General features: G+C 63.6%; 15 protein-coding genes and 3 rRNA genes. 3 read left to right on the plus strand and 15 right to left on the minus strand.

The features are described 5' to 3' along the window. Position 1 precedes the first annotated feature (1 nt). Together AU175_RS03485 and AU175_RS22245 are read right to left on the minus strand one after the other, a co-directional pair. Complete coding sequence (locus AU175_RS03485) at positions 2 to 991, minus strand: HAD-IIA family hydrolase (RefSeq protein ID WP_066285884.1); 990 nt, start codon at positions 989 to 991, stop codon at positions 2 to 4. Between the two features lie 7 nt (positions 992 to 998). Next, entirely contained in the window at positions 999 to 1,895 is an 897-nt protein-coding gene (locus AU175_RS22245; RefSeq protein WP_231938446.1) for a hypothetical protein, read from the minus strand. Between the two features lie 54 nt (positions 1,896 to 1,949). On the opposite strand from AU175_RS22245, the gene AU175_RS22250 reads away from it, so the two are divergent. Next, the gene (locus AU175_RS22250) at positions 1,950 to 2,813 is read left to right on the plus strand and encodes a hypothetical protein (RefSeq protein ID WP_231938447.1); all 864 of its coding nucleotides are present in this window, start codon (positions 1,950 to 1,952) and stop codon (positions 2,811 to 2,813) included. Between the two features lie 599 nt (positions 2,814 to 3,412). Here the strand turns inward: AU175_RS22250 and rrf are convergent. The 6 genes from rrf to AU175_RS03520 all read right to left on the minus strand — a co-directional run bounded on the left by rrf (position 3,413) and on the right by AU175_RS03520 (position 13,759). Next, a 5S ribosomal RNA gene (rrf, locus tag AU175_RS03495) occupies positions 3,413 to 3,529 on the minus strand. 221 nt (positions 3,530 to 3,750) lie between these two features. After that, positions 3,751 to 6,889: ribosomal RNA gene (locus AU175_RS03500) — 23S ribosomal RNA — on the minus strand. Positions 6,890 to 7,390: 501 nt separating this feature from the next. Further along, positions 7,391 to 8,916, minus strand: a 16S ribosomal RNA gene (locus AU175_RS03505). Together the 16S, 23S and 5S rRNA genes form the textbook arrangement of a ribosomal RNA operon. Positions 8,917 to 9,422: 506 nt before the next feature. Beyond that, positions 9,423 to 10,736 (minus strand): tyrosine--tRNA ligase, encoded by a 1,314-nt coding sequence (tyrS, locus tag AU175_RS03510; protein WP_066290480.1) that lies wholly within the window; start codon positions 10,734 to 10,736, stop codon positions 9,423 to 9,425. Between the two features lie 76 nt (positions 10,737 to 10,812). Further along, complete coding sequence (locus AU175_RS03515; RefSeq protein WP_066285888.1) at positions 10,813 to 13,041, minus strand: HelD family protein; 2,229 nt, start codon at positions 13,039 to 13,041, stop codon at positions 10,813 to 10,815. Between the two features lie 52 nt (positions 13,042 to 13,093). Beyond that, a complete protein-coding gene (locus AU175_RS03520; protein WP_066285890.1) occupies positions 13,094 to 13,759 on the minus strand; it encodes a DNA-3-methyladenine glycosylase in 666 nt (221 codons plus the stop codon). Between the two features lie 80 nt (positions 13,760 to 13,839). On the opposite strand from AU175_RS03520, the gene AU175_RS03525 reads away from it, so the two are divergent. Beyond that, complete coding sequence (locus AU175_RS03525) at positions 13,840 to 15,375, plus strand: DNA-3-methyladenine glycosylase 2 family protein (RefSeq protein ID WP_066285892.1); 1,536 nt, start codon at positions 13,840 to 13,842, stop codon at positions 15,373 to 15,375. Next, positions 15,372 to 15,893, plus strand: a complete 522-nt coding sequence (locus AU175_RS03530) for a methylated-DNA--[protein]-cysteine S-methyltransferase (RefSeq protein WP_066285895.1) — start codon at positions 15,372 to 15,374, stop codon at positions 15,891 to 15,893. Before AU175_RS03525 ends, AU175_RS03530 begins: the two co-directional genes overlap by 4 nt. A gap of 3 nt (positions 15,894 to 15,896) precedes the next feature. Here the strand turns inward: AU175_RS03530 and AU175_RS03535 are convergent, their stop codons facing one another. The 7 genes from AU175_RS03535 to AU175_RS03565 all read right to left on the minus strand — a co-directional run bounded on the left by AU175_RS03535 (position 15,897) and on the right by AU175_RS03565 (position 22,877). Next, a complete protein-coding gene (locus AU175_RS03535; protein WP_066285897.1) occupies positions 15,897 to 16,637 on the minus strand; it encodes a maleylpyruvate isomerase family mycothiol-dependent enzyme in 741 nt (246 codons plus the stop codon). 26 nt (positions 16,638 to 16,663) lie between these two features. Further along, on the minus strand, positions 16,664 to 17,200 hold the full coding sequence (locus AU175_RS03540; RefSeq protein ID WP_066285899.1) for a pyridoxine/pyridoxamine 5'-phosphate oxidase: 537 nt from the start codon (positions 17,198 to 17,200) through the stop codon (positions 16,664 to 16,666). Between the two features lie 183 nt (positions 17,201 to 17,383). Then, a complete protein-coding gene (argH, locus tag AU175_RS03545) occupies positions 17,384 to 18,811 on the minus strand; it encodes an argininosuccinate lyase (protein ID WP_066285901.1) in 1,428 nt (475 codons plus the stop codon). Between the two features lie 5 nt (positions 18,812 to 18,816). Continuing rightward, positions 18,817 to 20,022, minus strand: coding sequence for an argininosuccinate synthase (locus AU175_RS03550; RefSeq protein WP_066285903.1), 1,206 nt, complete (start codon positions 20,020 to 20,022; stop codon positions 18,817 to 18,819). 79 nt (positions 20,023 to 20,101) lie between these two features. Next, the gene (locus AU175_RS03555; protein WP_066285905.1) at positions 20,102 to 20,638 is read right to left on the minus strand and encodes an arginine repressor; all 537 of its coding nucleotides are present in this window, start codon (positions 20,636 to 20,638) and stop codon (positions 20,102 to 20,104) included. Next, positions 20,638 to 21,663, minus strand: coding sequence for an ornithine carbamoyltransferase (gene argF, locus AU175_RS03560; protein ID WP_231938448.1), 1,026 nt, complete (start codon positions 21,661 to 21,663; stop codon positions 20,638 to 20,640). Before argF ends, AU175_RS03555 begins: the two co-directional genes overlap by 1 nt. Further along, a complete protein-coding gene (locus AU175_RS03565; protein ID WP_066290485.1) occupies positions 21,660 to 22,877 on the minus strand; it encodes an acetylornithine transaminase in 1,218 nt (405 codons plus the stop codon). Before AU175_RS03565 ends, argF begins: the two co-directional genes overlap by 4 nt. Positions 22,878 to 22,891 lie beyond the last annotated feature (14 nt).

Genomic DNA, 22,891 nt, shown 5'->3' on the forward strand with positions numbered 1-22,891 from the left:
TCTAATGACTGAGCCACTCGAGTTTGGGCTCAGTGGGCACTGCGGCTTCGGGGACTGCAGCCCACCACGCGGCACAGGCGGCCCGCCACGAGTCGAGGTCGTCGTCGCTGCCATGGACGTGGACCGTGTCGCCGCTGACCCGGGCTGTGGATATTCCACAGCGGTAGGTTCCATCGGTGTGCACCACGGCCGGGTACGGAGCGTGGAGGTCGGCGAGCGAATTGATGACAAAATCCGGGCGTTCGGCCGTGCGCGCGGCGAGGATGGTTTCCCTGGTGTCAACACCGGTCAGCACGGCAACGGTGGCAAAGCCTGCGTTGTTGCCGCCGAGGATGTCCGTATCCAGGCGGTCGCCAACTACCAGCGGGCGGTCGGCGGCAAGCCGCTTGGCCGCAGCGTGGAACAGCGGCGCCTCCGGCTTGCCCGCGACACGCGGTGTCTGGCCGGTGGCCGCCGCGACGGCTGCCACCAAGGTTCCGTTGCCCGGGGCAATTCCGCGTGCCTGCGGTATGGACATGTCCGTATTCGTGGCAACCCACAGTGCTCCGGCAGAGACCACATACGCGGCTTCGGCAAGGTCCTTCCAGCCGATCGCGGGGTTGAACCCCTGGACCACAGCCACGGGCCCGTCGGCCTGGCTGCTGACGGGGGTCAGGCCCACAAGCTCAATTTCCTGCGCCAGCGCCGGGCTGCCTGTGATGAGGACCCGGGCCCCTGGCGCCAGCAGCGATGCCAGGAGTTCCGCAGCAGCCTGCGAGGAACTGACCACCTGTTGGTCCTTCGCCGGAGCACCGAGTTCACGGAGATGCTCGGCGACCTGCGCAGGCGTACGGGAGGCATTGTTGGTGACATACCCGAGGCCGATGCCCAAGCCCGCCAGTTGCTGGAGCGAATCAACGGCACCGGGGATGGCGTGCGGACCGGCGTAGACCACGCCGTCAAGATCGGCGAGCAGCGCGTCAAAGAGCGAAATGAGGGGAACGGCAGTCATCGAAGGATCAGTCTTCCCTGCGTTCGGGGTGCCCTGCCTCGGCGTCATCTCCGGAGTGGCCTTCCGGCCCCTCGGATGCCTGGACCGCAACTTCGTCAGCTAGGTCGTCGGCGGATTCCAGTTCGTCCTGTTCCAGGGAGTCCTCATCGGACTCGGCATCGTCAGACTCGAAGTAGTCCGACTCTGCGTCGTCCACGGAGGCGTCCGGTGCGTCGCCGGCAGGCACTGACTTGCGCATGGCGGCGTCGGCAGTTGTAGCGGCTGCCGCACGAGTGTCCGTCTCCTGGCCGCGGGCTGCATGCTCGATGAGGCGGCGGCGTTCCGCCTCCTCGCGGGCTTCCTCTTCCTCATCCCAGCCGAGGTCCACGATGTCGGGCTCCTCGTCGACGCCCAGTCCCAAGGCATTTTCGGCCACTACAGCCTGCCTCTGCCACTTGGCTGCTTCCTCCTCGCGGCCAACTCCCGACAAAGCGTCGGCGTAGGCACGGAAAAGACGCGGGCTGTAGGAGAAGGCCCGGTTGATGTCCAGCTGGGGGATTTCCAGTTCGGCCACGGCGGCATCCAGCTGGCCGAGGTCCGTACGGGCTCCCGCAGCCACGATGGCCAGCTCTGCCTTGCCTGGGGCGTCGAGATCCTTTGCTTCCTCGGAACGTACGACGTCGAGGGCACGGTCCGGCCGGCCCAGGCCGCGTTCACAGTCAGCCATCACGGGCAGATGGACGTTGGAGCCGCTGATCCTGCGGTAGGTGCGGAATTCACGGAGTGCCTCGCCGTAGTGGCCCGCGGCGTAGGCCGTCAGGCCTACGGCTTCACGGACTGCGGCGAGCCGGCCGCCACGGCGGCTGGCCGCCAGGGCGTGCTGGAAGGCCAGTTCGGGCTCGTCATCAATGAGGCGCCCGGCCATCACCAGGTGACGTGCGACCCATTCGGCGCTATTCGCTTCGAGCGTCTTAATCTGGTGTTGGGTGGCGCGGTCCAGCTCTTTGCCCGTGACATCTTCGTCGATTTCAGGCGACCGCTCACGGTCCGGGCGGTTGGCGCTGCGCAGGTCGCGGGCGTTGGGAACACGCACCGGACGGTCCTCGGCACGGTCGCGGCCGAACTGGCGCGGCCCGGAGTCGCCGCGGTCGAAGGTACGGGGTGCCCGTTCCTGGCGGTCACCGAAGGGCTTACGGTTGTCCCGGTCGCCGAAGCTGCGGCGTTCACCATCTCCCTCACGGCGCGGACGATCACCATAGGGCTTGCTCTCCCGGTCGCCATAAGGCTTACGATCACGGTCGCCAAACGGCTTACGGTCTCCCCCGCCGAAGCTGCGGCGTTCACTATCTCCCTCACGGCGGGGACGATCACCATAGGGCTTGCTCTCCCGGTCGCCATAAGGCTTACGGTCACGGTCGCCAAACGGCTTACGCTCACCGCCGGCAAACGGCTTACGGTCTCCCCCGCCGAAGCTGCGGCGTTCACCATCTCCCTCACGGCGGGGACGATCACCATAGGGCTTGCTCTCCCGGTCGCCATAAGGCTTACGGTCACGGTCGCCAAAGGGCTTACGCTCACCTTCGCCCTCACGGCGGGGGCGATCACCGAAGGGCTTGCGTTCACCTGCGCCGAAGCTGCGGCGTTCGCCGTCTCCTTCACGCCGCGGTCGATCGCCGTAGGGCTTGTTCTCCCGGTCGCCATAAGGCTTACGGTCACGGTCACCGAAGGGCTTACGCTCACGGTCGCCAAAGGGCTTGCGCTCACCGGAACCAGGAGCGCGCCGGGGGCCTTCGCCGCCCTCCCTGTTCTCGCGGGAGCGGAATCCGCGGGGATCTCCGCCTGAGTTATTCGGTCCGCGGAAGGGGCCGCGGTCCTTGCCTCCGCGGTTACCGCCATTGTGCTCAGCCATGTGGGATTCCTCCTGTTGTGAGCCGACCACTGGCGCAATCGCAGCCGCTCTTATCCGTATTTCGTTTTCCTACGCAACCCGAAATCAAGCGCTTCGAAGTCCGTACATCTCCATCAATTCTAGGCGAGTCACCAAACGAACCATGACAGAAAGGCGCCGCTGGGAGTCAGGCGTGGGAATCTTCACACTGAGATGCTCTCTCACTTGATGCAGGTTTTACCCTGACGCTCTCTCACTTGATACAGGTTTCTCGGGGATGCTCTCTCACTTGTTGCGGGTTTTGCCGGGATGCTCTCTCGGTTTTGTGCCGTCCGGACAGGGTACGACGGCGGTGCGGTGTTGGGTGCCCCTGGTCGGGTTCCGCGGGGTGGGAGAGGGTCGCGCGGAAGGCTGCAGGGTGTGGGAGAGGGTCGCGCGGAAGGCTGCAGGATGTGGGTGGGGGTCGCGTGAAAAGGTGCAGGATGTGGGTGGGGGTTTGGTGGGTTAAATGGGTCAGGCCCCGACGTGTTTGTCGGGGCCTGAGCCTAATTTATGTCCGGCGGTGACCTACTCTCCCACACCCTCCCGGGTGCAGTACCATCGGCGCTGTGGGTCTTAGCTTCCGGGTTCGGAATGGGACCGGGCGTTTCCCCCACGCTATGACCGCCGTAACCCTGTTACCCGTCACACGCCGCCAGGGGGCGGGTGTGTGGGAAGTCTGTGGTTACAACATGTTCCTGTTAGGGAACTGTGGTGTTGTTATTTAGTTGTGTTCCGCAAGCAACGTTTGGTTTGTTGTTTGGGAACCACATAGTGGACGCAAGCAGTCTTGTTTCTTTTTACCCTTTTCGTGGTGTGAACGTCTTTTGAATGCCGTTCACGAAAGGGGTGTGTGGTGTAAGTTATCGGCCTATTAGTACCGGTCAGCTTCACGAGTCGTTAGTCCTCGCTTCCACATCCGGCCTATCAACCCAGTGGTCTGGCTGGGGGCCTCTCACACACAAGGTGTATGGAAATCTCATCTCGAAGCGAGCTTCCCGCTTAGATGCTTTCAGCGGTTATCCCATCCGAACGTAGCTAATCAGCGGTGCACTTGGCAGTACAACTGACACACCAGAGGTTCGTCCGTCCCGGTCCTCTCGTACTAAGGACAGCCCTTCTCAAATTTCCTGCGCGCGCAGCGGATAGGGACCGAACTGTCTCACGACGTTCTAAACCCAGCTCGCGTACCGCTTTAATGGGCGAACAGCCCAACCCTTGGGACCTACTCCAGCCCCAGGATGCGACGAGCCGACATCGAGGTGCCAAACCATGCCGTCGATATGGACTCTTGGGCAAGATCAGCCTGTTATCCCCGAGGTACCTTTTATCCGTTGAGCGACGGCCATTCCACAATGTACCGCCGGATCACTAGTCCCGACTTTCGTCCCTGCTCGAGATGTCTCTCTCACAGTCAAGCTCCCTTGTGCACTTACACTCGACACCTGATTGCCAACCAGGCTGAGGGAACCTTTGGGCGCCTCCGTTACTTTTTAGGAGGCAACCGCCCCAGTTAAACTACCCATCAGGCACTGTCCCTGACCCGGATTACGGGCCGAAGTTAGATGTCCAAAGTGACCAGAGTGGTATTTCAACGATGACTCCACCCGAACTGGCGTCCGGGCTTCAACGTCTCCCACCTATCCTACACAAGCCACTCCGAACACCAATACCAAACTATAGTAAAGGTCTCGGGGTCTTTCCGTCCTGCTGCGCGTAACGAGCATCTTTACTCGTACTGCAATTTCGCCGAGTTTATGGTTGAGACAGCGGGGAAGTCGTTACTCCATTCGTGCAGGTCGGAACTTACCCGACAAGGAATTTCGCTACCTTAGGATGGTTATAGTTACCACCGCCGTTTACTGGGGCTTAAATTCTCAGCTTCGCCTTGCGGCTAACCGGTCCTCTTAACCTTCCAGCACCGGGCAGGAGTCAGTCCGTATACATCGTCTTGCGACTTCGCACGGACCTGTGTTTTTAGTAAACAGTCGCTTCCCCCTGGTCTCTGCGGCCCCGATCCCCTCCCACCAGCAAGTGGTGTTCAAGGTTGGGGCCCCCCTTCTCCCGAAGTTACGGGGGCATTTTGCCGAGTTCCTTAACCATAATTCTCTCGATCGCCTTAGTATTCTCTACCTGATCACCTGTGTCGGTTTGGGGTACGGGCGGCTAAAACCTCGCGTCGATGCTTTTCTCGGCAGCATAGGATCACCAAATCCCCCCAAACGGGGGTCCCATCAGATCTCAGGCATCATGAACAGCGGATTTGCCTACCGTTCGCCCTACATCCTTAGACCGGGACAACCATCGCCCGGCTTGGCTACCTTCCTGCGTCACACCTGTTAATACGCTTGCCTCCCAGGATCAGGTCCTGCGCTCCACCAAAACCCTCACACCACAAGGGTGATCGGGCAGGTCTCGGGCAGTTAGTATCCCCTGTTCAGCATGGGCGGTTTTTCGCCGGTACGGGAATATCAACCCGTTGTCCATCGACTACGCCTGTCGGCCTCGCCTTAGGTCCCGACTTACCCAGGGCAGATTAGCTTGACCCTGGAACCCTTGATCATTCGGCGGACGGGTTTCTCACCCGTCTTTCGCTACTCATGCCTGCATTCTCACTCGTGTAGGCTCCACCGCTGGTTTACACCGCGACTTCACTGCCCACACGACGCTCCCCTACCCATCCAGACGCCTGAACCACAAGGGCTTAGCTAATATCTGAATGCCACAACTTCGGCGGTGTACTTGAGCCCCGCTACATTGTCGGCGCGGAATCACTTGACCAGTGAGCTATTACGCACTCTTTTAAGGATGGCTGCTTCTAAGCCAACCTCCTGGTTGTCTTCGCAACTCCACATCCTTTCCCACTTAGCACACGCTTAGGGGCCTTAGTTGGTGGTCTGGGCTGTTTCCCTCTCGACTATGAAGCTTATCCCCCACAGTCTCACTGCTGCGCTCTCACTTACCGGCATTCGGAGTTTGGCTGACGTCAGTAACCTTGTAGGGCCCATTAGCCATCCAGTAGCTCTACCTCCGGTAAGAAACACGCAACGCTGCACCTAAATGCATTTCGGGGAGAACCAGCTATCACGAAGTTTGATTGGCCTTTCACCCCTACCCACAGCTCATCCCCTCCATTTTCAACTGAAGTGGGTTCGGTCCTCCACGACGTCTTACCGTCGCTTCAACCTGGCCATGGGTAGATCACTTCGCTTCGGGTCTAGATCACGCCACTGCAACGCCCTATTCAGACTCGCTTTCGCTACGGCTTCCCCACACGGGTTAACCTCGCGACGTAACACTAACTCGCAGGCTCATTCTTCAAAAGGCACGCCGTCACAACTACTATGCACACAAGGTGCGGCTGCTCCGACGGATTGTAAGCACACGGTTTCAGGTACTGTTTCACTCCCCTCCCGGGGTACTTTTCACCTTTCCCTCACGGTACTGGTCCGCTATCGGTCATTAGGGAGTATTTAGGCTTATCAGGTGGTCCTGACAGATTCACACGGGATTTCTCGGGCCCCGTGCTACTTGGGATACTCTCCAGGCGGCACTCAACATTTCGGTTACGGGGCTCACACCCTCTACGGCCGGCCTTTCAAGACCGTTCACCTATGCCAGCACATCACACCCCACTGTCCCGGCAGAGACAGTACGGAAAGTCCCACAACCCCGACCATGCAACGCCCGCCGGCTATCACACATGGAACGGTTTAGCCTGATCCGCGTTCGCTCGCCACTACTGACGGAATCACTATTGTTTTCTCTTCCTGCGGGTACTGAGATGTTTCACTTCCCCGCGTTCCCTCCACGCACCCTATGTGTTCAGATGCGGGTCACCAGGCAACTCGCGCCCCTGGCGGGGTTTCCCCATTCGGACACCCTGGGATCACAGTCCGGTTATCGACTCCCCCAGGCTTATCGCAGATTCCTACGTCCTTCTTCGGCTCCTAATGCCAAGGCATCCACCGTGTGCTCTTAAAAACTTGACCACAAAAGATCAAGGAGTAATTTTCGAGAGAACCACAGAAACCGCTCCACACACCAAAAAGGCATGCGAACCAGATCCAGGTTCATATTCTTGGAAATTGCTTCTTATAAAAGATGCTCGCGTCCACTATGTAGTTCTCAAACAACAACCCCAAACCACACACCCCACACACAACCCCAAAGGGCCAACGCATGCGATCGATGCAGCCAGGAAACCAGAAACAAACAAACACCAGAACCCTCCCTCACAGAAGAACCCCGGCCCTGTTGCCTCAGGACCCAACAGTGTGCCAAACACTAAACCACCCAACCCCCCCCCCCGCCGTTCCAGAACACCCAAAGAGCATCCGTACTAGACCAGGACAAGAACCAGGCAGCCGCTATCCGTTGATATTCCACCCTTGAGCACCCGCCGCAGAACTTACGTCTGCGCAACGGGCATATACTCCTGACAAACCCCCACCAACGCATACACGCAGCAGGAACCTGTAGGTGCTCCTTAGAAAGGAGGTGATCCAGCCGCACCTTCCGGTACGGCTACCTTGTTACGACTTAGTCCCAATCGCCAGTCCCACCTTCGACAGCTCCCTCCCACAAGGGGTTAGGCCACCGGCTTCGGGTGTTACCAACTTTCGTGACTTGACGGGCGGTGTGTACAAGGCCCGGGAACGTATTCACCGCAGCGTTGCTGATCTGCGATTACTAGCGACTCCGACTTCATGGGGTCGAGTTGCAGACCCCAATCCGAACTGAGACCGGCTTTTTGGGATTAGCTCCACCTCACAGTATCGCAACCCTTTGTACCGGCCATTGTAGCATGCGTGAAGCCCAAGACATAAGGGGCATGATGATTTGACGTCGTCCCCACCTTCCTCCGAGTTGACCCCGGCAGTCTCCTATGAGTCCCCGCCATCACGCGCTGGCAACATAGAACGAGGGTTGCGCTCGTTGCGGGACTTAACCCAACATCTCACGACACGAGCTGACGACAACCATGCACCACCTGTGAACCGGCCCCAAAGGGGAAGGACTGTTTCCAGCCCGGTCCGGTCCATGTCAAGCCTTGGTAAGGTTCTTCGCGTTGCATCGAATTAATCCGCATGCTCCGCCGCTTGTGCGGGCCCCCGTCAATTCCTTTGAGTTTTAGCCTTGCGGCCGTACTCCCCAGGCGGGGCACTTAATGCGTTAGCTACGGCGCGGAAAACGTGGAATGTCCCCCACACCTAGTGCCCAACGTTTACGGCATGGACTACCAGGGTATCTAATCCTGTTCGCTCCCCATGCTTTCGCTCCTCAGCGTCAGTTAATGCCCAGAGACCTGCCTTCGCCATCGGTGTTCCTCCTGATATCTGCGCATTTCACCGCTACACCAGGAATTCCAGTCTCCCCTACATCACTCTAGTCTGCCCGTACCCACCGCAGATCCGGAGTTGAGCCCCGGACTTTCACGGCAGACGCGACAAACCGCCTACGAGCTCTTTACGCCCAATAATTCCGGATAACGCTTGCGCCCTACGTATTACCGCGGCTGCTGGCACGTAGTTAGCCGGCGCTTCTTCTGCAGGTACCGTCACTTTCGCTTCTTCCCTACTGAAAGAGGTTTACAACCCGAAGGCCGTCATCCCTCACGCGGCGTCGCTGCATCAGGCTTGCGCCCATTGTGCAATATTCCCCACTGCTGCCTCCCGTAGGAGTCTGGGCCGTGTCTCAGTCCCAGTGTGGCCGGTCACCCTCTCAGGCCGGCTACCCGTCGTCGCCTTGGTAAGCCATTACCTCACCAACAAGCTGATAGGCCGCGAGTCCATCCAAAACCACAAAAAGCTTTCCACCCCCCACCATGCGATGAGGAGTCATATCCGGTATTAGACCCAGTTTCCCAGGCTTATCCCAGAGTTAAGGGCAGGTTACTCACGTGTTACTCACCCGTTCGCCACTAATCCCCGGTGCAAGCACCGGATCATCGTTCGACTTGCATGTGTTAAGCACGCCGCCAGCGTTCATCCTGAGCCAGGATCAAACTCTCCGTTGAAGTAAAACAAAAACAGACACAACCACCAACCCCGGGAAAACGGGATAAAACGGCTGCACAAAATTTGAAACCAGCTGTAAAAACCAAACCACACCACAGGGGCGGCACGATCTGGCCAAAACAACCAATCAATAAAACAATTGGTATCAACAAACTTGGCACACTATTGAGTTCTCAAACAACAGACACATTCGAATACTCCGCGAAACAATTCATTTCAATGAATTCTTTTGTTTCGTATTTCTTCGCTGCGATGTTTCTAGCTTATTTCATTCATATTCACTTTGCAAATCCGGGTTATTTTCCCGATATTCACTCTGCGGAATGAATCCGCCCATCAAAAAGTGAAGCATTTCATCAATTCCCGTGCAGTGCACATGATGAATTGCTTCTCATTTGAAGGGGGTTTGTCGCCACTCAGCGGCGGCGACTCAGAAAACATTACACGCTCCCCCGCGGCCGTGCAAATCGGCTGCGGAGAAGCGTGCAAAGAGGTTCCGGAAGGGCTACGGGACCAGGACTTCGACAGTGGCGAGGTTCTTTTTGCCCCGCCGCAGAAGCAGGTACTGGCCATGCAGCAGCTCGGATTCGGAGATGACGGCCTCCGGGTCGGAGACCTTCTCGTTGTTTACATAGGCTCCGCCTTCGCCGACCGTACGCCGGGCGGCCGACTTGCTCTCCGAAAGACCCGATGCCACGAGGAGGTCCACGATCCCCAGTCCATCCACCTGGATGGTTGCGGAGGGAAGCTCTGAGGTCGCTGCTTCCAGGGTCGGCTTGTCCAGCGCCGTCAAATCACCATTGCCAAAGAGGGCGGCAGATGCGGCGATAACCTTTTCCGTCGCCGCAACTCCGTGAACCAGCGAGGTCACTTCAAACGCCAGCTTCCGCTGGCCTTCCCTTGCAAACGGACGCTCAGCCACCGCGGCAGCCAGCTCCTCAATCTCGGCCCGGCTCAGGAACGTGAAGACCTTGAGCCGGTCCACCACATCAGCATCGGCCGTGTTCAGCCAGAACTGGTAGAAGGCGTAGGGACTGCACATGCCGGCATCGAGCCAGATCGCGTTGCCTTCGCTCTTTCCGAACTTAGTGCCGTCCGAGTTAGTGATCAACGGCGTACCGAGGGCATGGACCGTCTTGCCTTCAACCTTGCGGATCAGTTCGGTGCCGCTGGTGAGGTTCCCCCACTGGTCCGAGCCGCCGGTCTGCAGGACGCAGCCGTAATCGCGGAAGAGCTGCAGGTAGTCCATACCCTGAAGGATCTGGTAGCTGAACTCGGTGTAGCTGATGCCCTCGTCTGAGCTAAGGCGCGAAGCTACGGCATCCTTGCGAAGCATCGTGCCAACACGGTAGTGCTTTCCGATTTCGCGCAGGAAGTCGATGGCGCTCAGCGGGGCAGTCCAGTCGAGGTTGTTGACCATCCGCGCGGCGTTGGCGCCGTCGAAGCTCAGGAAGCGGCGCACCTGCGCCTGGAGGTAGCCCACCCATTCCGAGACGGTGTCCTTGGTGTTGAGGGTCCGCTCCGCCGTGGGGCGCGGGTCACCGATAAGACCCGTGGAGCCGCCCACCAGTCCCAGCGGCTTGTGGCCGGCAAGCTGGAGCCTGCGCATCACCAGGAGCTGGACAAGGTTTCCCAGGTGCAGGCTCGGAGCGGTGGGATCGAACCCGCAGTAATACGTGACCGGCTCACCGGCGAGGAGCTTTTCCAGTTCCCCTTCATCGGTGGAGACGTGGACCAGCCCGCGCCACTTCAGCTCCTGCCAGATATTGGCGAAGGTGGGGTCGTTCTGCTGGGATTCGAGATCGTTGAGTTCTGACACGACTTCTAAGTTAGCAGGATTGACGGCCACCGGCGCCGGATGGACAGCACCGGTGGCCGCCATGTGCCGGCCGGAGTCAGCGTTCGATGCCTGCAGGCACACCCTCTGCGGCGATGAGCCGCAGGCGCTGGGTGGGGCGGGTCATGGCGACGTAGAGGTCCCCCACCCGCCCATGCTCGTGGTTCAGCATCGTGGAGGGCTCCAGCACCACCACACCGTCGAACTCAAGGCCCTTGGCCTCGCGGGGGCTGATAACCACGATGTCCTGCTCGTAGCTTCCGGCGCCGGTTCCGATGCGCCGGCCATAGACGGCACGCAATGCCGCCGTCGCCTGTGGCAGGAGGTCGCCGTCGGCAATCACGGCCAGCAGGCCGCCGTCGAGCGCTTCCAGCTCCTCGGGAAGTGCCTCCACGAGGCGGCTGACCACCTCGCCGGCCGCCACCTCGTCGATGATGGGCGACCAGCGGCCTTCGCGGACGGCCTTGGGCGCGGACACCACGAGGCCGGCTGCGTTGGCCATCCTTGCGGCCGCCTCCGCAATCTGCGACGGCGTCCGGTAGTTGACCGTCAGCTCCTCCAGCTGCCAGCGGTCCCCGAACAGCTGGCCCAGGGCCCCCTGCCAGGAATTCGCTCCTGCCACCGAACTGGTCTGTGCGATGTCGCCCACGATAGTAAACGATTTCAGCGGGCACCGGCGCACGAGCAGCCGCCACTGCATCGGGGAAAGTTCCTGCGCTTCGTCCACCACGATGTGGCCAAACGCCCAGGTCCGGTCGGACGTGGCGCGTTCGGCTGCGGTCAGCCGGGCTTCGCGTTCCTGGTTCTGGTCCACCAGTTCCTCGGCGGACATCAGCGCATCCACGCCGGCAGCCTCCATGTTCACGAGGGTCTGCTTTGCGTTCGCCAGGTCGCGGGCACGGTCGTGCTCCTGCTGTGCCAGTCCACGGCCCGCGGCCGGGTCGAGTTCGCCAAGAAGCTCGGCCGCTTCGTCCAGGAGCGGCACATCCGACTCGGTCCAGGGGGCATCCACCGGGCGAAGCAGCAGGGCACGTTCGGCAGGCGTCAGGTGCGGGGTGCAGACTTCCAGGATCGCGGGCTTGCTGAAGAGCTCGCTGATGAGCTTCTCCGGGGTCATGGGCATCCAGCACAGGTTCAGTGCGATCCGCACATCGCGGGCGGTGCGGACATCCTCCGCGAGATAGGAGCGGTCGGCGTTGTTGCCGAGGCTCCCGGCTTCCACGAGCTCCGTCATCTGTTCGGTCAGCTCCCGGAGCAGGATCTTGACGAACGTCACACGTGCCTCGTTGTGCGGCTTGCCGGTGGAGCGCGCGCGTTCCCGGGCACGGCGGACCTGCCGCGGCGTGAGCACCAGCTTGCGCCCGTCAACCTCCAGGACACGGTTTTCGGCGAAGGTCCGCTGGCGGTTGGCTACGGCGTTCGCCACCACGTCAGCCATGTCCAGGCGGCCTTTGATGGCCGCCACATCTGCCTCGGGTTCGGCCACCGCGTTGATGCCGGGCATCAGCCGGCCGAGGCTGGCCATCACCACACCGGTTTCGCCGAGGGAGGGCAGTACCCGTTCGATGTATTTCATGAACGACGACGACGGGCCAACCAGGAGCACGCCGGCCGTCTTCAGCCGGTCGCGGTGCGTATACAGCAGATAGGCGGCGCGGTGCAGCGCAACGGCTGTCTTGCCCGTGCCGGGACCGCCCTGCACCACCACAGCTCCGGAGATGGAGGAGCGGATGATCCGGTCCTGCTCGGACTGGATGGTGCCCACAATGTCCGACATGCGGCCGGTCCGCTTGGAGTCCAGGGCAGCGAGCAGCGCACCTTCGCCCTGCAGCGACTCGTTGTCTGTCAGCATGTCCGCATCCAGGACATCGTCCTCGATCGCCTTCACTTCCCGGCCCTGCAGGATCAGGTGCCGGCGGCGCCGCACGCCCTGCCGGTCAAAGGCCGTTGCCTGGTAAAAGTGCCCGGCTTCGGGCGCGCGCCAGTCCACCATGAGCCGCTGCAGGTCCTCGGTGGTGAGGCCAATGCGGCCAATGTACTGGGCTTCCCCGGAATCGAGGTCCAGCCGGCCAAACACCAGGCGGTCATCGACGGCGTCGAGCTGGGCAAGGCGGTCCTCATAGAGCGCGGCGAAGGCATCGCGCTCGGAAACATTCTGCATGGTGCCCACAGCACCGGCCCGGCGGACCTGCGCCAGCTGTTTGCGCTTTTCGGCGCGCAATTCTTCCAGCCGCGCATACAGGCCAGCAACATAGTCCCGTTCGTGGGCCAAATCGGCGTCGAGCATTAAACGTTCCCCTATCGCAAAAGACAGACCGTCCATTCTACAACCATTTCGGTTAACGTGATTGAAACTTCGCCGGGCGCGGTTTTGCCGCCTTGTAGCGGGACACGGTGGGATCCCCCGGCAGCCAGAAGCGCCAGGGGTAGTCTTCGGAACCGCCCGCCCCGGAAACGCCCACCCGGGGTCCGGAACTGACGTCCAGGGCCGGAGTCTCCGGCAGCCGCAGGTCGAAGGGTTCGCTCAACGCATCCCGTCCGCTGTCGGCCGTGGTGAGGGCCAGGGCAGTGGCCAGCCGGGCAGGACCGCTCGCCAGGTCCGCAACTGATTTCGACGTCGGCCGCCTCACTCCCGCCAGGTGCAGGCCCTCCACCACTTGACCGGCACGCAGCAGGACGGCGGAGGCGATGCCGGCCGGACCGCAGACGATGTTGGCGCAGTAGTGCATGCCATACGTGAAATAGACGTAGAGGTGGCCGGCGGGTCCGAACATGGGAGCATTGCGCGCCGTTGGGCCGCGGAACGTGTGCGACCCGGGGTCCGGGTGCAGGGAATCGCCGGGGCCCATGTACGCCTCCACCTCGGTGATCCGCACAGCCACCGTTCCTTCGTGGCTGTTGTGGCTCAGGACTGATCCCAGGAGCTTCGGGGCGATCCGCCGCGCGTCACCGGACAGCAGTTCGCGGAGCAGGTCCGGGTCGGCGGGACTGCTGGGAACGGTCATGGTCCGACTCTACCCAACCCCCCACGGCCATGTCCGATTTCCGCTAGCAGGTGCCGTACCGGGCTGGCAGGATGGAGGACATGGACTTCTGGCAGCGCTACCGTGCGATCGATGCGCGCGACACCCGGTTCGACGGGCAGTTCTACACTGCTGTCCGGACTACCGGCATCTACTGCCGCCCGTCATGCCCCGCCCGGACCCCCAAGGCAGCCAACGTCACGTTCTATGAAACATCTGCTGCAGCGCACGACGCCGGATACCGCGCCTGCAAGCGTTGCCTTCCCGAGGCGGTGCCCGGGACCCCCGCGTGGAACGTCCGCCAGGATCTCGCCGGCCGGGCCATGCGCCTCATCAACGACGGCGTCATCAACCGGGAAGGCGTGGAGGGCCTGGCGGCCCGGCTGGGCTATTCGGCACGGCAGCTGAACCGGATCCTCAGCCACGAACTCGGGGCCGGCCCGCTCTCCCTGGCCCGGGCAAGCCGTGCCCAGACCGCGCGGACCCTGCTGGTGTCCACCTCCATGAAGCTGGCCGACATCGCGTTCGCGTCCGGTTTCAGCAGCGTCCGGCAGTTCAACGAGACCATGGTGGAGGTGTTCGCCATGACGCCCACCGCCCTGCGCTCCACGGCACGGCACCACAGGCCAGGGACGGCCGCGACTGCGCTCACTCTGGCCCTGCCCTACCGCGAACCGTTCGACCCCGGCATCTTTTCCTTCCTTGCGGTCAGGGCACTCCCCGGCATAGAGGCCGGAACAGCCACGTCCTACGCACGGACGTTGCGGCTTCCCCACGGCGATGCCCGGTTCAGCGTGAAGTACGACGGCGGCGCGCCTGGGCGGCCACTGACACTCACCATCGGCGCGGTGGACCTCCGCGACTTGCCGGCCCTGCTGAGCAGGGTGCGTCGGCTCTTCGATCTTGACGCGGATCCCGTGGCGATCGACAGCGCGCTGGCTGAAGATCCCCGGCTTGCCACCTCGGTGGCCAGTGCCCCCGGCATCCGGCTGCCCGGGGCTGTGGACCCTCAGGAACTCCTGGTCCGGGCCATGATCGGGCAGCAGGTTACAGTGGCCGCAGCCCGGACTGCGCTGACGCAGCTCTCCGCTGCCGGAAGTTCCAGCCTGATGCCCGGCGACGGCCTTGACCGACTCTTTCCAACAGCCGCAGAAATCGCCGAGACCGGCTATGCGCTGCTGCGCGGTCCGCAGCGCCGGATTGACGCCCTCCGCAACGCAGCTTCGGCGCTCGCGGAAGGCCGGCTTGATTTCGGCTATGGCGACGACCTGCCGGGGCTCCGGGCAAAACTGCTCCCCGTTTCCGGCGTCGGTCCGTGGACGGTGGGCTACGTGGCGATGCGCGTCCTGGGCGCGCCGGACGTCTTCCTGGCCAACGACGCTGCTGTGAGAAACGGGATCCGGGCCCTTGGCCCGCCCGCCGCCGGCCGGGAGCGCGGGTCCGAAGATGTGGGCACGCCGACAGCGCCAGGCGCCCCTGGCCCGGATTTCCGGGAGGTCAGTCCTTGGCGGTCGTACGCCACCATGCACCTGTGGCGCGCCGCTGCGGCTCCAAAAGCCCCTCGGCGTGAACCCGTTCCAGAGAAAGTGATGCAATGAAAGCCCAGCTGTTAGTGATGTCCACCCCGGACGGTCCCTTCACCATCCTCGCGCAGGAAGGCGTGGTCCTGGCTTCCGGCTGGACGGCAGTGCCAGGGGAGCTTACCGGGCAGATCCATCCGGAGCTGCGCCCCGGCGACGTTGAGGCGGTGACAGATCTTGGCTCCATTTCGCGGGCCGTTGAGGCCTTCTACGCCGGAGACCCCGGCATGGCGATGGCTGTTCCCGTTCTGCAGAAGTCCGGCCCCTTCCGTGCCCACGCCTGGGAGGTGCTCAGGACCGTACGTCCGGGGTCGCCGGTGACCTACACCGAGTATGCCGAACTGTCAGGCAATGCCAAGGCGGTCCGGGCCGCGGCCAGCGCCTGCGCGTTCAACGCGGCAGCCTTGTTTGTGCCTTGCCACCGCGTCATCCGGACTGACGGCTCCTTGGGCGGGTTCCGCTGGGGCCTGGCCATCAAGGAGAGCCTGCTCGCGCGTGAGGCAAGGGAGAGCCTGCTGGCGCGCGAAGCCGGCTAGGACCTACTTCGTTGCGGGCGTCCCGGAAGGCCACGGCAGCAGTTCCGGGAGGTCCACGCCGTCCGCAGCGGCTGATGCCCGCAGGCTGCCGAGCGACGGTTCCCGGCCGGCCAGCCAGGCCGCGATGTCGGTGATCATGCCGCTGATGACGGTGGAGCGGCCGCCGCCACCGAGAGTCCTGGGCGGAAGCCCAAGCGGCTGAAGCACCAGCCTGTCCCCCGGCGCTACCCGGGCGGCCAGGAAGTCGAAAAGGTGTTCGCAGAATTGCCGGCTCCAGGTCTCCGGGCCAAAACCGGTGCCCAGGTCGGCGGTGTGGATTACCAGTTCACGCCACAGCGCCAGCCCGCCGTCAAGGACCACTCCCCCGCGGTAGGCAATGGGTGCCTGCCAGCCGGGGCCGGCTTCCAGCGTGTCAAAGGCTTTCAGAGCCCGCTCCAGTCCTGCCTCCAGATCCGCGCGGAGGACGTCTGCGCTGTGGCCGGCGGCCATTTCGATGGCTTTGTTTCGTCCGTCCTGGCCGCCGTCGTACAGCTCTGTGGTTTCGCCACGGTCCGCATATTCCAGCTGGCGTGCCATGGCGTTGGTGATGCCTGCGAGGTGTGCCAGGACGTGCCCGCGGGTCCAGCCCGGGAGCGCCGACGGGGCTTTGACGTCCTCATCCGTGAATTTCGCGGCGGCGGAGGCCACGATGTCGGCGGCTTTGTGCAGTTCGGTGAGCAAGTCAGACGGTGCGGGAGCGGTCATGGCGCCCATCCTAGCCGTTAGTACACTCAGCCGAGCGGGATGTTGTCCGGTCCGTAGCGGTGGCGGATGTGCCGGCGGTCGTGGCGGGCTTGCCAGAACTCCAGTTCCGTTGGACTGAGTGCGTAGAGCTGCCAGTCCGGATTGTCGCTGCCGTCGGCCGCTGGCCTCGCCTGCCAGTCCGCAGCCGACGCCTCGGCGGAGAGCTCAGCCACCGGACCGGCGGCCCGGACCTGCCGGCCCTGCTGCGGCCAATAGAAGTTCAGGGCAGCGCTGGGGTTGACGGACAGCTCCCTGCCTTTCCGGGAGGTGCGGGACGTGGCGAAGTGCCAGCCGTCGTCGTCGATGTTTTTCAGGATGAGCATCCTGGCAGAGGGCTGGCCGTTGCCGTCCGCGGTGGCGAGGCTGCAGGCATGCGGCTGCAGCACGCCCGCGGCGAGGGCCTCATCCAGCCATAGCTTGAATAACGCCACCGGGTCTGACGGGGCTTTGGCCGGGTCGAAGTCCGGCAGGTCGGCGGGAAAGTCGGGCAGGGCCCGAAGTTGGCTGCGGAAGGCGTCGCTCATGTGCCCAGCCTAAACGCACAACGCTCTCTCACTTCTTGCATGAATATTGGCAACGCTCTCTCACTTTCTTGGGGAAAGTGAGAGAGCGCTGGCCAAAATGATGCAACAACTCCCCGCCCGCACCCTAGCCTCGCAATCTCGGCCAGGGAACCCTGCGGACGTGGGCCCCTTCGCGTGTTGGTGCTAGGCCGCGTACTCCCGGACGCCGGCGAGCTCGCCCTCGAGCGCAGCAAGCTGGCGTTCGACGGCGGCGGGTGCTGTTCCGCCCTGGGAGTTGCGGCTGTTGAGCGAACCCTCTGTGGAAAGGACGGTGCGGACCTCGGGTGTCAGGTGCTCCGAGATGGCGGCGTATTCCTCATCCGTCAGGTCCCACAGCTCAACGTCCCGGCTTTCAGCCTGCTTGACTGCCGCTCCGGAGAGCTCGTGCGCCTCGCGGAAGGGGACGCCCTGGCGGACCAGCCATTCGGCAATGTCCGTGGCCAGCGCGAAGCCCTGCGGTGCAAGGGACTGCATCCGCTCAGTGTTGAACTTCAGCGTCGCAATCATGCCCGAGACAGCCGGAAGCAGCAGCTCGAGCGTGTCGGCGGCGTCGAAGACCGGCTCCTTGTCCTCCTGCAGGTCGCGGTTGTACGCGAGCGGCAGGCCCTTGAGCGTGGCCAGCAGCCCGGTCAGGTTGCCGATCAGGCGTCCTGCCTTGCCCCGGGCCAGCTCTGCGACATCGGGGTTCTTCTTCTGCGGCATGATCGAGGAACCGGTGGAGTAGGAGTCATGCAGGGTGACGAAGGAGAACTCCTTCGTGGCCCACAGGATGACTTCCTCCGATACGCGGGACAGGTCCACGCCGATCATCGCCGTCACCCAGGCGAACTCGGCGAAGACGTCGCGGGAGGCGGTGCCGTCAATCGAGTTGTGCGTGGCCGAGAAGAAGCCCAGGTCCGCCGCGACGGCCTCCGGGTCAAGGCCAAGGGAGGAGCCTGCGAGGGCACCCGAACCGTAGGGCGAAACCCCGGCGCGCTTGTCCCAGTCCTGGAGCCGCTGCACATCGCGCAGCAGCGCCCAGGCGTGGGCGAGCAGGTGATGGCTAAGCAGGACCGGCTGGGCGTGCTGCAGGTGCGTGCGGCCGGGCATGGCCACGCCCTGGTGCGCCTTGGCCTGGTCAACCAGCGCCTCGATGGTTGCCAGCACGCCGCGGGCAATGATCCGGGCGTGGTCGCGCAGGAACATGCGCCCGAGTGTGGCCACCTGGTCGTTGCGCGAGCGGCCGGCGCGGAGCTTGCCACCCAGCTGCGTCCCGGCCCGCTCAATCAGTCCGCGTTCCAGCGAGCCGTGCACATCCTCGTCCGACTCCGCCGGCAGGTACGCACCGGAGGCAACGTCCTCATCCAGCTGCGCCAGGGCGGCGAGCATGCCTTCGAGCTCGGTATCGTCCAGCAGCCCGGCCTTGTGCAGCACGCGGGCGTGTGCCTGCGACCCGGCGATGTCGTAGCGGGCAAGCCGCCAGTCGAAATGCGTGGACTTGCTCAGGGCGGCGAGGGCATCCGCGGGGCCGCCGGCAAAGCGGCCGCCCCACAGTGCGCCAGTATTCGTTGCTTCAGACTTCAGCTCAGCCACAGGGGCTACTCCCCTGCGACGCGGATATCGCGGCCGGAGGCAACCTTGGCGGACATGCCCCACAGCTCGATGAAGCCGCGCGCCATCGACTGGTCGAAGGTGTCGCCGGTGTCGTAGGTGGCGAGGTCGAAGTCGTAGAGCGAGGTGTCGGAGCGGCGTCCGTTGACAACTGCCTGGCCACCGTGCAGGGTCATGCGGATGTCACCGGAGACGTACTTCTGGGTGTCCTCGATGAAGGCGTCCAGGGAGCGCTTAAGCGGGGAGAACCACTGGCCGTCGTAGACCAGCTCAGCCCAGCGCTGGCCAACAGAGGCCTTGAAGCGGGCCTGCTCGCGCTCGACGGTGATGTCTTCGAGGTGCTTGTGCGCGGTGATCAGTGCCATGGCGCCGGGGGCCTCGTAGATCTCGCGGGACTTGATGCCCACAAGGCGGTCCTCGACGACGTCGATCCGGCCCACGCCCTGGGCACCTGCGCGGCGGTTGAGTTCCTTGATGGCCTGCAGCGGGGTGACCTTGACGCCGTCGATCGCTACCGGCACGCCGGCTTCGAACGAGATGGTGACTTCATCCGGGGCCGGCGGGAATTCCGGGGTGGCGGTGTAGTCGTAGATGTCCTTGGTGGGGGCGTTCCAGATGTCCTCGAGGTAGCCGGTTTCGACGGCGCGGCCCCAGACGTTCTGGTCGATCGAGTACGGGTTCTTCTTGGTGGTCTCAATCGGGAGGCCCTTTTCCTCGGCGAAGGCGATGGCCTTGTCGCGGGTCAGGGCGAGGTCGCGGACCGGCGCAATGCACTTCAGGTCCGGGCCGAGGGTCTGGATGCCTACTTCGAAGCGGACCTGGTCGTTGCCCTTGCCGGTGCAGCCGTGGGCCACGGTGGTGGCACCGAATTCGCGGGCTGCCTTGACCAGGTGCTTGACGATGACCGGCCGGGAGATGGCGGAGACCAGCGGGTAGTGGCCCTGGTAGAGGGCGTTGGCCTTCAGCGTGGGCATGCAGTACTCGTTGGCGAACTCGTCGGACGCGTCGGCAACGTACGCTTCGACGGCGCCGCAGCCGAGGGCGCGCTGGCGGATGGTCTCCAGCGACTCGCCGCCCTGTCCGACGTCGACCGCCACGGCGATGACCTCGGCGCCGGTGGCTTCACCGATCCAGCCGATGGCTACGGAAGTATCCAGGCCACCGGAGTAGGCCAGAACAATACGCTCAGTCACGAAAATGCTCCTCTTATGTAGGGGTTGCGTTGTTTAAGAATTGATTACGGAAAGCCTGTCATACCCTTGGGACGCGGTGTTACTGGCTGCCGCCGGCTTCCTCGGCCAGCTGCAGGAACCGGACGGCGAGGTCCTGCCCGCCCTGGGGATCCCGGGAGACCAGCAGCACGGTGTCGTCTCCGGCGATGGTTCCCAGGATGGAAGGCATCACGGAGTGGTCGATGGCGAGGGCCAGGAAGTTGGCCGCGCCGGGCGGGGTCCGGAGCACGGCGATGTTGGCCGAGGCCTCCGCCGTGACCAGCAGTTCGCTGCACAGCCTGGCAAGCCGTGCATCCAGGATTTCCTGGCTGACGCCGCTCTTGGCGGCACGTTCGCCGCCTTCGCCCGGGACGGCGTAGACCAGGACGCCTTCCTTGCCGCGGACCCGGACGGCGCCGAGTTCCACGAGGTCCCGGGACAGCGTGGCCTGGGTGACCTGGACGCCGTCGTCCGCCAGCAACGCGGCAAGCTCCGCCTGGGAGCGCACCGATTCACCCGTCAGGATGGCGGTGATGCGCGCCTGGCGGGCCGTTTTCGTGGCCGGGCTGGAGCCCGGCGCTGCCGGCGGAACGGACACTAGTTGCCAACCTCCACGGGCTGCAGTCCTTCAACCACGGCCAGGCCCGACTGGTGCATAAGCCAGGCCATCAGTGCCTTCTGGGCGTGCAGCCGATTTTCTGCCTCGTCCCAGACGATGGACTGCGGGCCGTCGATGACGCCCGCCGAGATCTCATACCCGCGGTAGGCGGGGAGGCAGTGAAGCACGACGGCGTCATCCGCCGCCTGTGCCATGGCCCCCTCATCAACGGAGTACTCCCGGAACAGCTGCATCCGGGCTTCCTTTTCGGCTTCCTGGCCCATGGAGACCCACGTGTCCGTGGCAACGACGTCGGCGCCTTTGAGGGCTTCCGCGGCGTCGGTGGTGATCAGCACGGACCCTCCGGTCTGGGCGGCGCGTTCCTCGGCAGCGGCGACGATCTCCGCCGCCGGAAGGTAGCCAACCGGTCCGGCGATTCGGACGTGCATCCCTGCGGTGACGCCCGCCAGCAGGTAGGAATTGGCCATGTTGTTGGCTGCATCGCCAAGGTAGCTCATGGTGAGGCCTGCCAGTTGGCCCTTGTGTTCCTTGACGGCGAGCAGGTCCGCGAGGAGCTGGCAGGGGTGGTAGTCGTCGCACAGGGCGTTGATCACCGGAACGCCGGAGTTTTCCGCCATGGCCACCAGGCCCGAGTGCGCGCCCGTCCGCCACACAATGGTGGAGACCATCCGTTCCAGGACCCTGGCCGTGTCCTCCACCGATTCCTTGTGGCCGATCTGCGCCTCGCCGGGGTTGATAATCAGGGCGTTCCCGCCCATATCGGCGATGCCGGTGGCAAAGGAAACCCGGGTGCGCGTGGAGGTTTTATCGAAGATCACGGCTACTGTCTTACGGCCGTTGCCCTCCGCCGCGAACGGCTGCACGGTGTAGGGCGCGGCCTTCATGCGGCTGGCCAAATCCAGGACCTCGGCCTGCTCAGCCGGGCTAAGGTCCGTGTCCTTGAGGAAGTGGCGGGTGATGCCGCGCGAAGCCGCCGTGCCGGTGGAAGAAACTACGGGGGTCACTGCGTGTCCTTAGCTGTCTGGAGGAGTGCCGGGAGTGCGGCAAGGAAGGCGCCGGCCTGGTCCGTAGTGAGGACCAGTGGCGGGGCGAGCCGGATGGTGCGCGGCCCGGGACTGTTGACGATGAAACCCGACTCAAGGCCCGCGTTCACGACGGCGGGAGCCACGTCGGCGTCCAGGTCGAAGCCAATCAGGAGGCCAGCGCCCCGGACTTCCGTAACGCCGTCGACCGCGGCGAGCCCCGACCGGAGGTAATCCCCCACAGTCGCCACGTTTTCCAGTACCCGCTGGCTTTCGATCGCGTGCAGAGTTGCCAGGGCGGCCGCCGTCGCCACCGGGTTTCCGCCGAACGTGGTGCCGTGCTGGCCCGCTCCAAGGAGCGAGGACACCCGCTCGCCGAAGGTGATCAGGGCACCGATGGGGAAGCCGCCGCCCAGGCCCTTGGCCAGGGTGATGGAATCCGGAACGATCCCGGCGTCCTCACTGGCGAGCCATTTGCCGGTACGCCCGATTCCGGTCTGGACCTCGTCCAGTATCAGGAGGGCTCCGGCTTTTGTGGTCGCCTCGCGCGCTGCCCGCAGGTAGCCGGCGGGCAGGGGCCGGACCCCCGCTTCGCCCTGGATGGGTTCGAGGAAGACGGCGGCAACCGTCTCGTCGATGGCTGCTTCGAGGGCTGCCACGTCACCGAACGGAATGTGGACCACACCGCCGGGCAGTGGCTCGAACGGGGCACGGTAGGCTTCCTTGGCTGTCAGTGCCAGGGCGCCCATGGTGCGCCCATGGAAGGCACCTTCCAAAGCGATGATCTTGGTCCGCGGTGCGCCGGCCGGGCCCGTCCCGTTGCGCCGGGCAAGCTTGAAGGCCGCTTCGTTGGCCTCAGTGCCGGAATTGGTGAAAAACACCTTCGAGCCCGCCGGAGCGTGCGTCAGGGCCAGCAGCTTTTCGGCCAGCGCAATCTGGGTGGGACTGGTGAAGAAGTTGGAGACGTGCCCCAGAGTGGCCAACTGGCTGGCAATCACGGAGGTGACAAACGGGTGGGCGTGGCCCAGGGCGTTGACGGCGATGCCGCCCAGCAGGTCAAGATATTCCTTGCCGTCGGCGTCCCAGACCAGGCAGCCGGCGCCGCGCACCAGGACGCGCTGCGGGGTGCCAAAGACGCCCATGAGGGACGTTGAGTAGCGGGTAAGCCACTCGGCTCCACTACCCGTCCCAGTCATAACGGAAGCTTTGG

The sequence above is a fragment of the Arthrobacter sp. B6 genome, assembly GCF_001663775.1.
GTDB lineage: Bacteria > Actinomycetota > Actinomycetes > Actinomycetales > Micrococcaceae > Arthrobacter.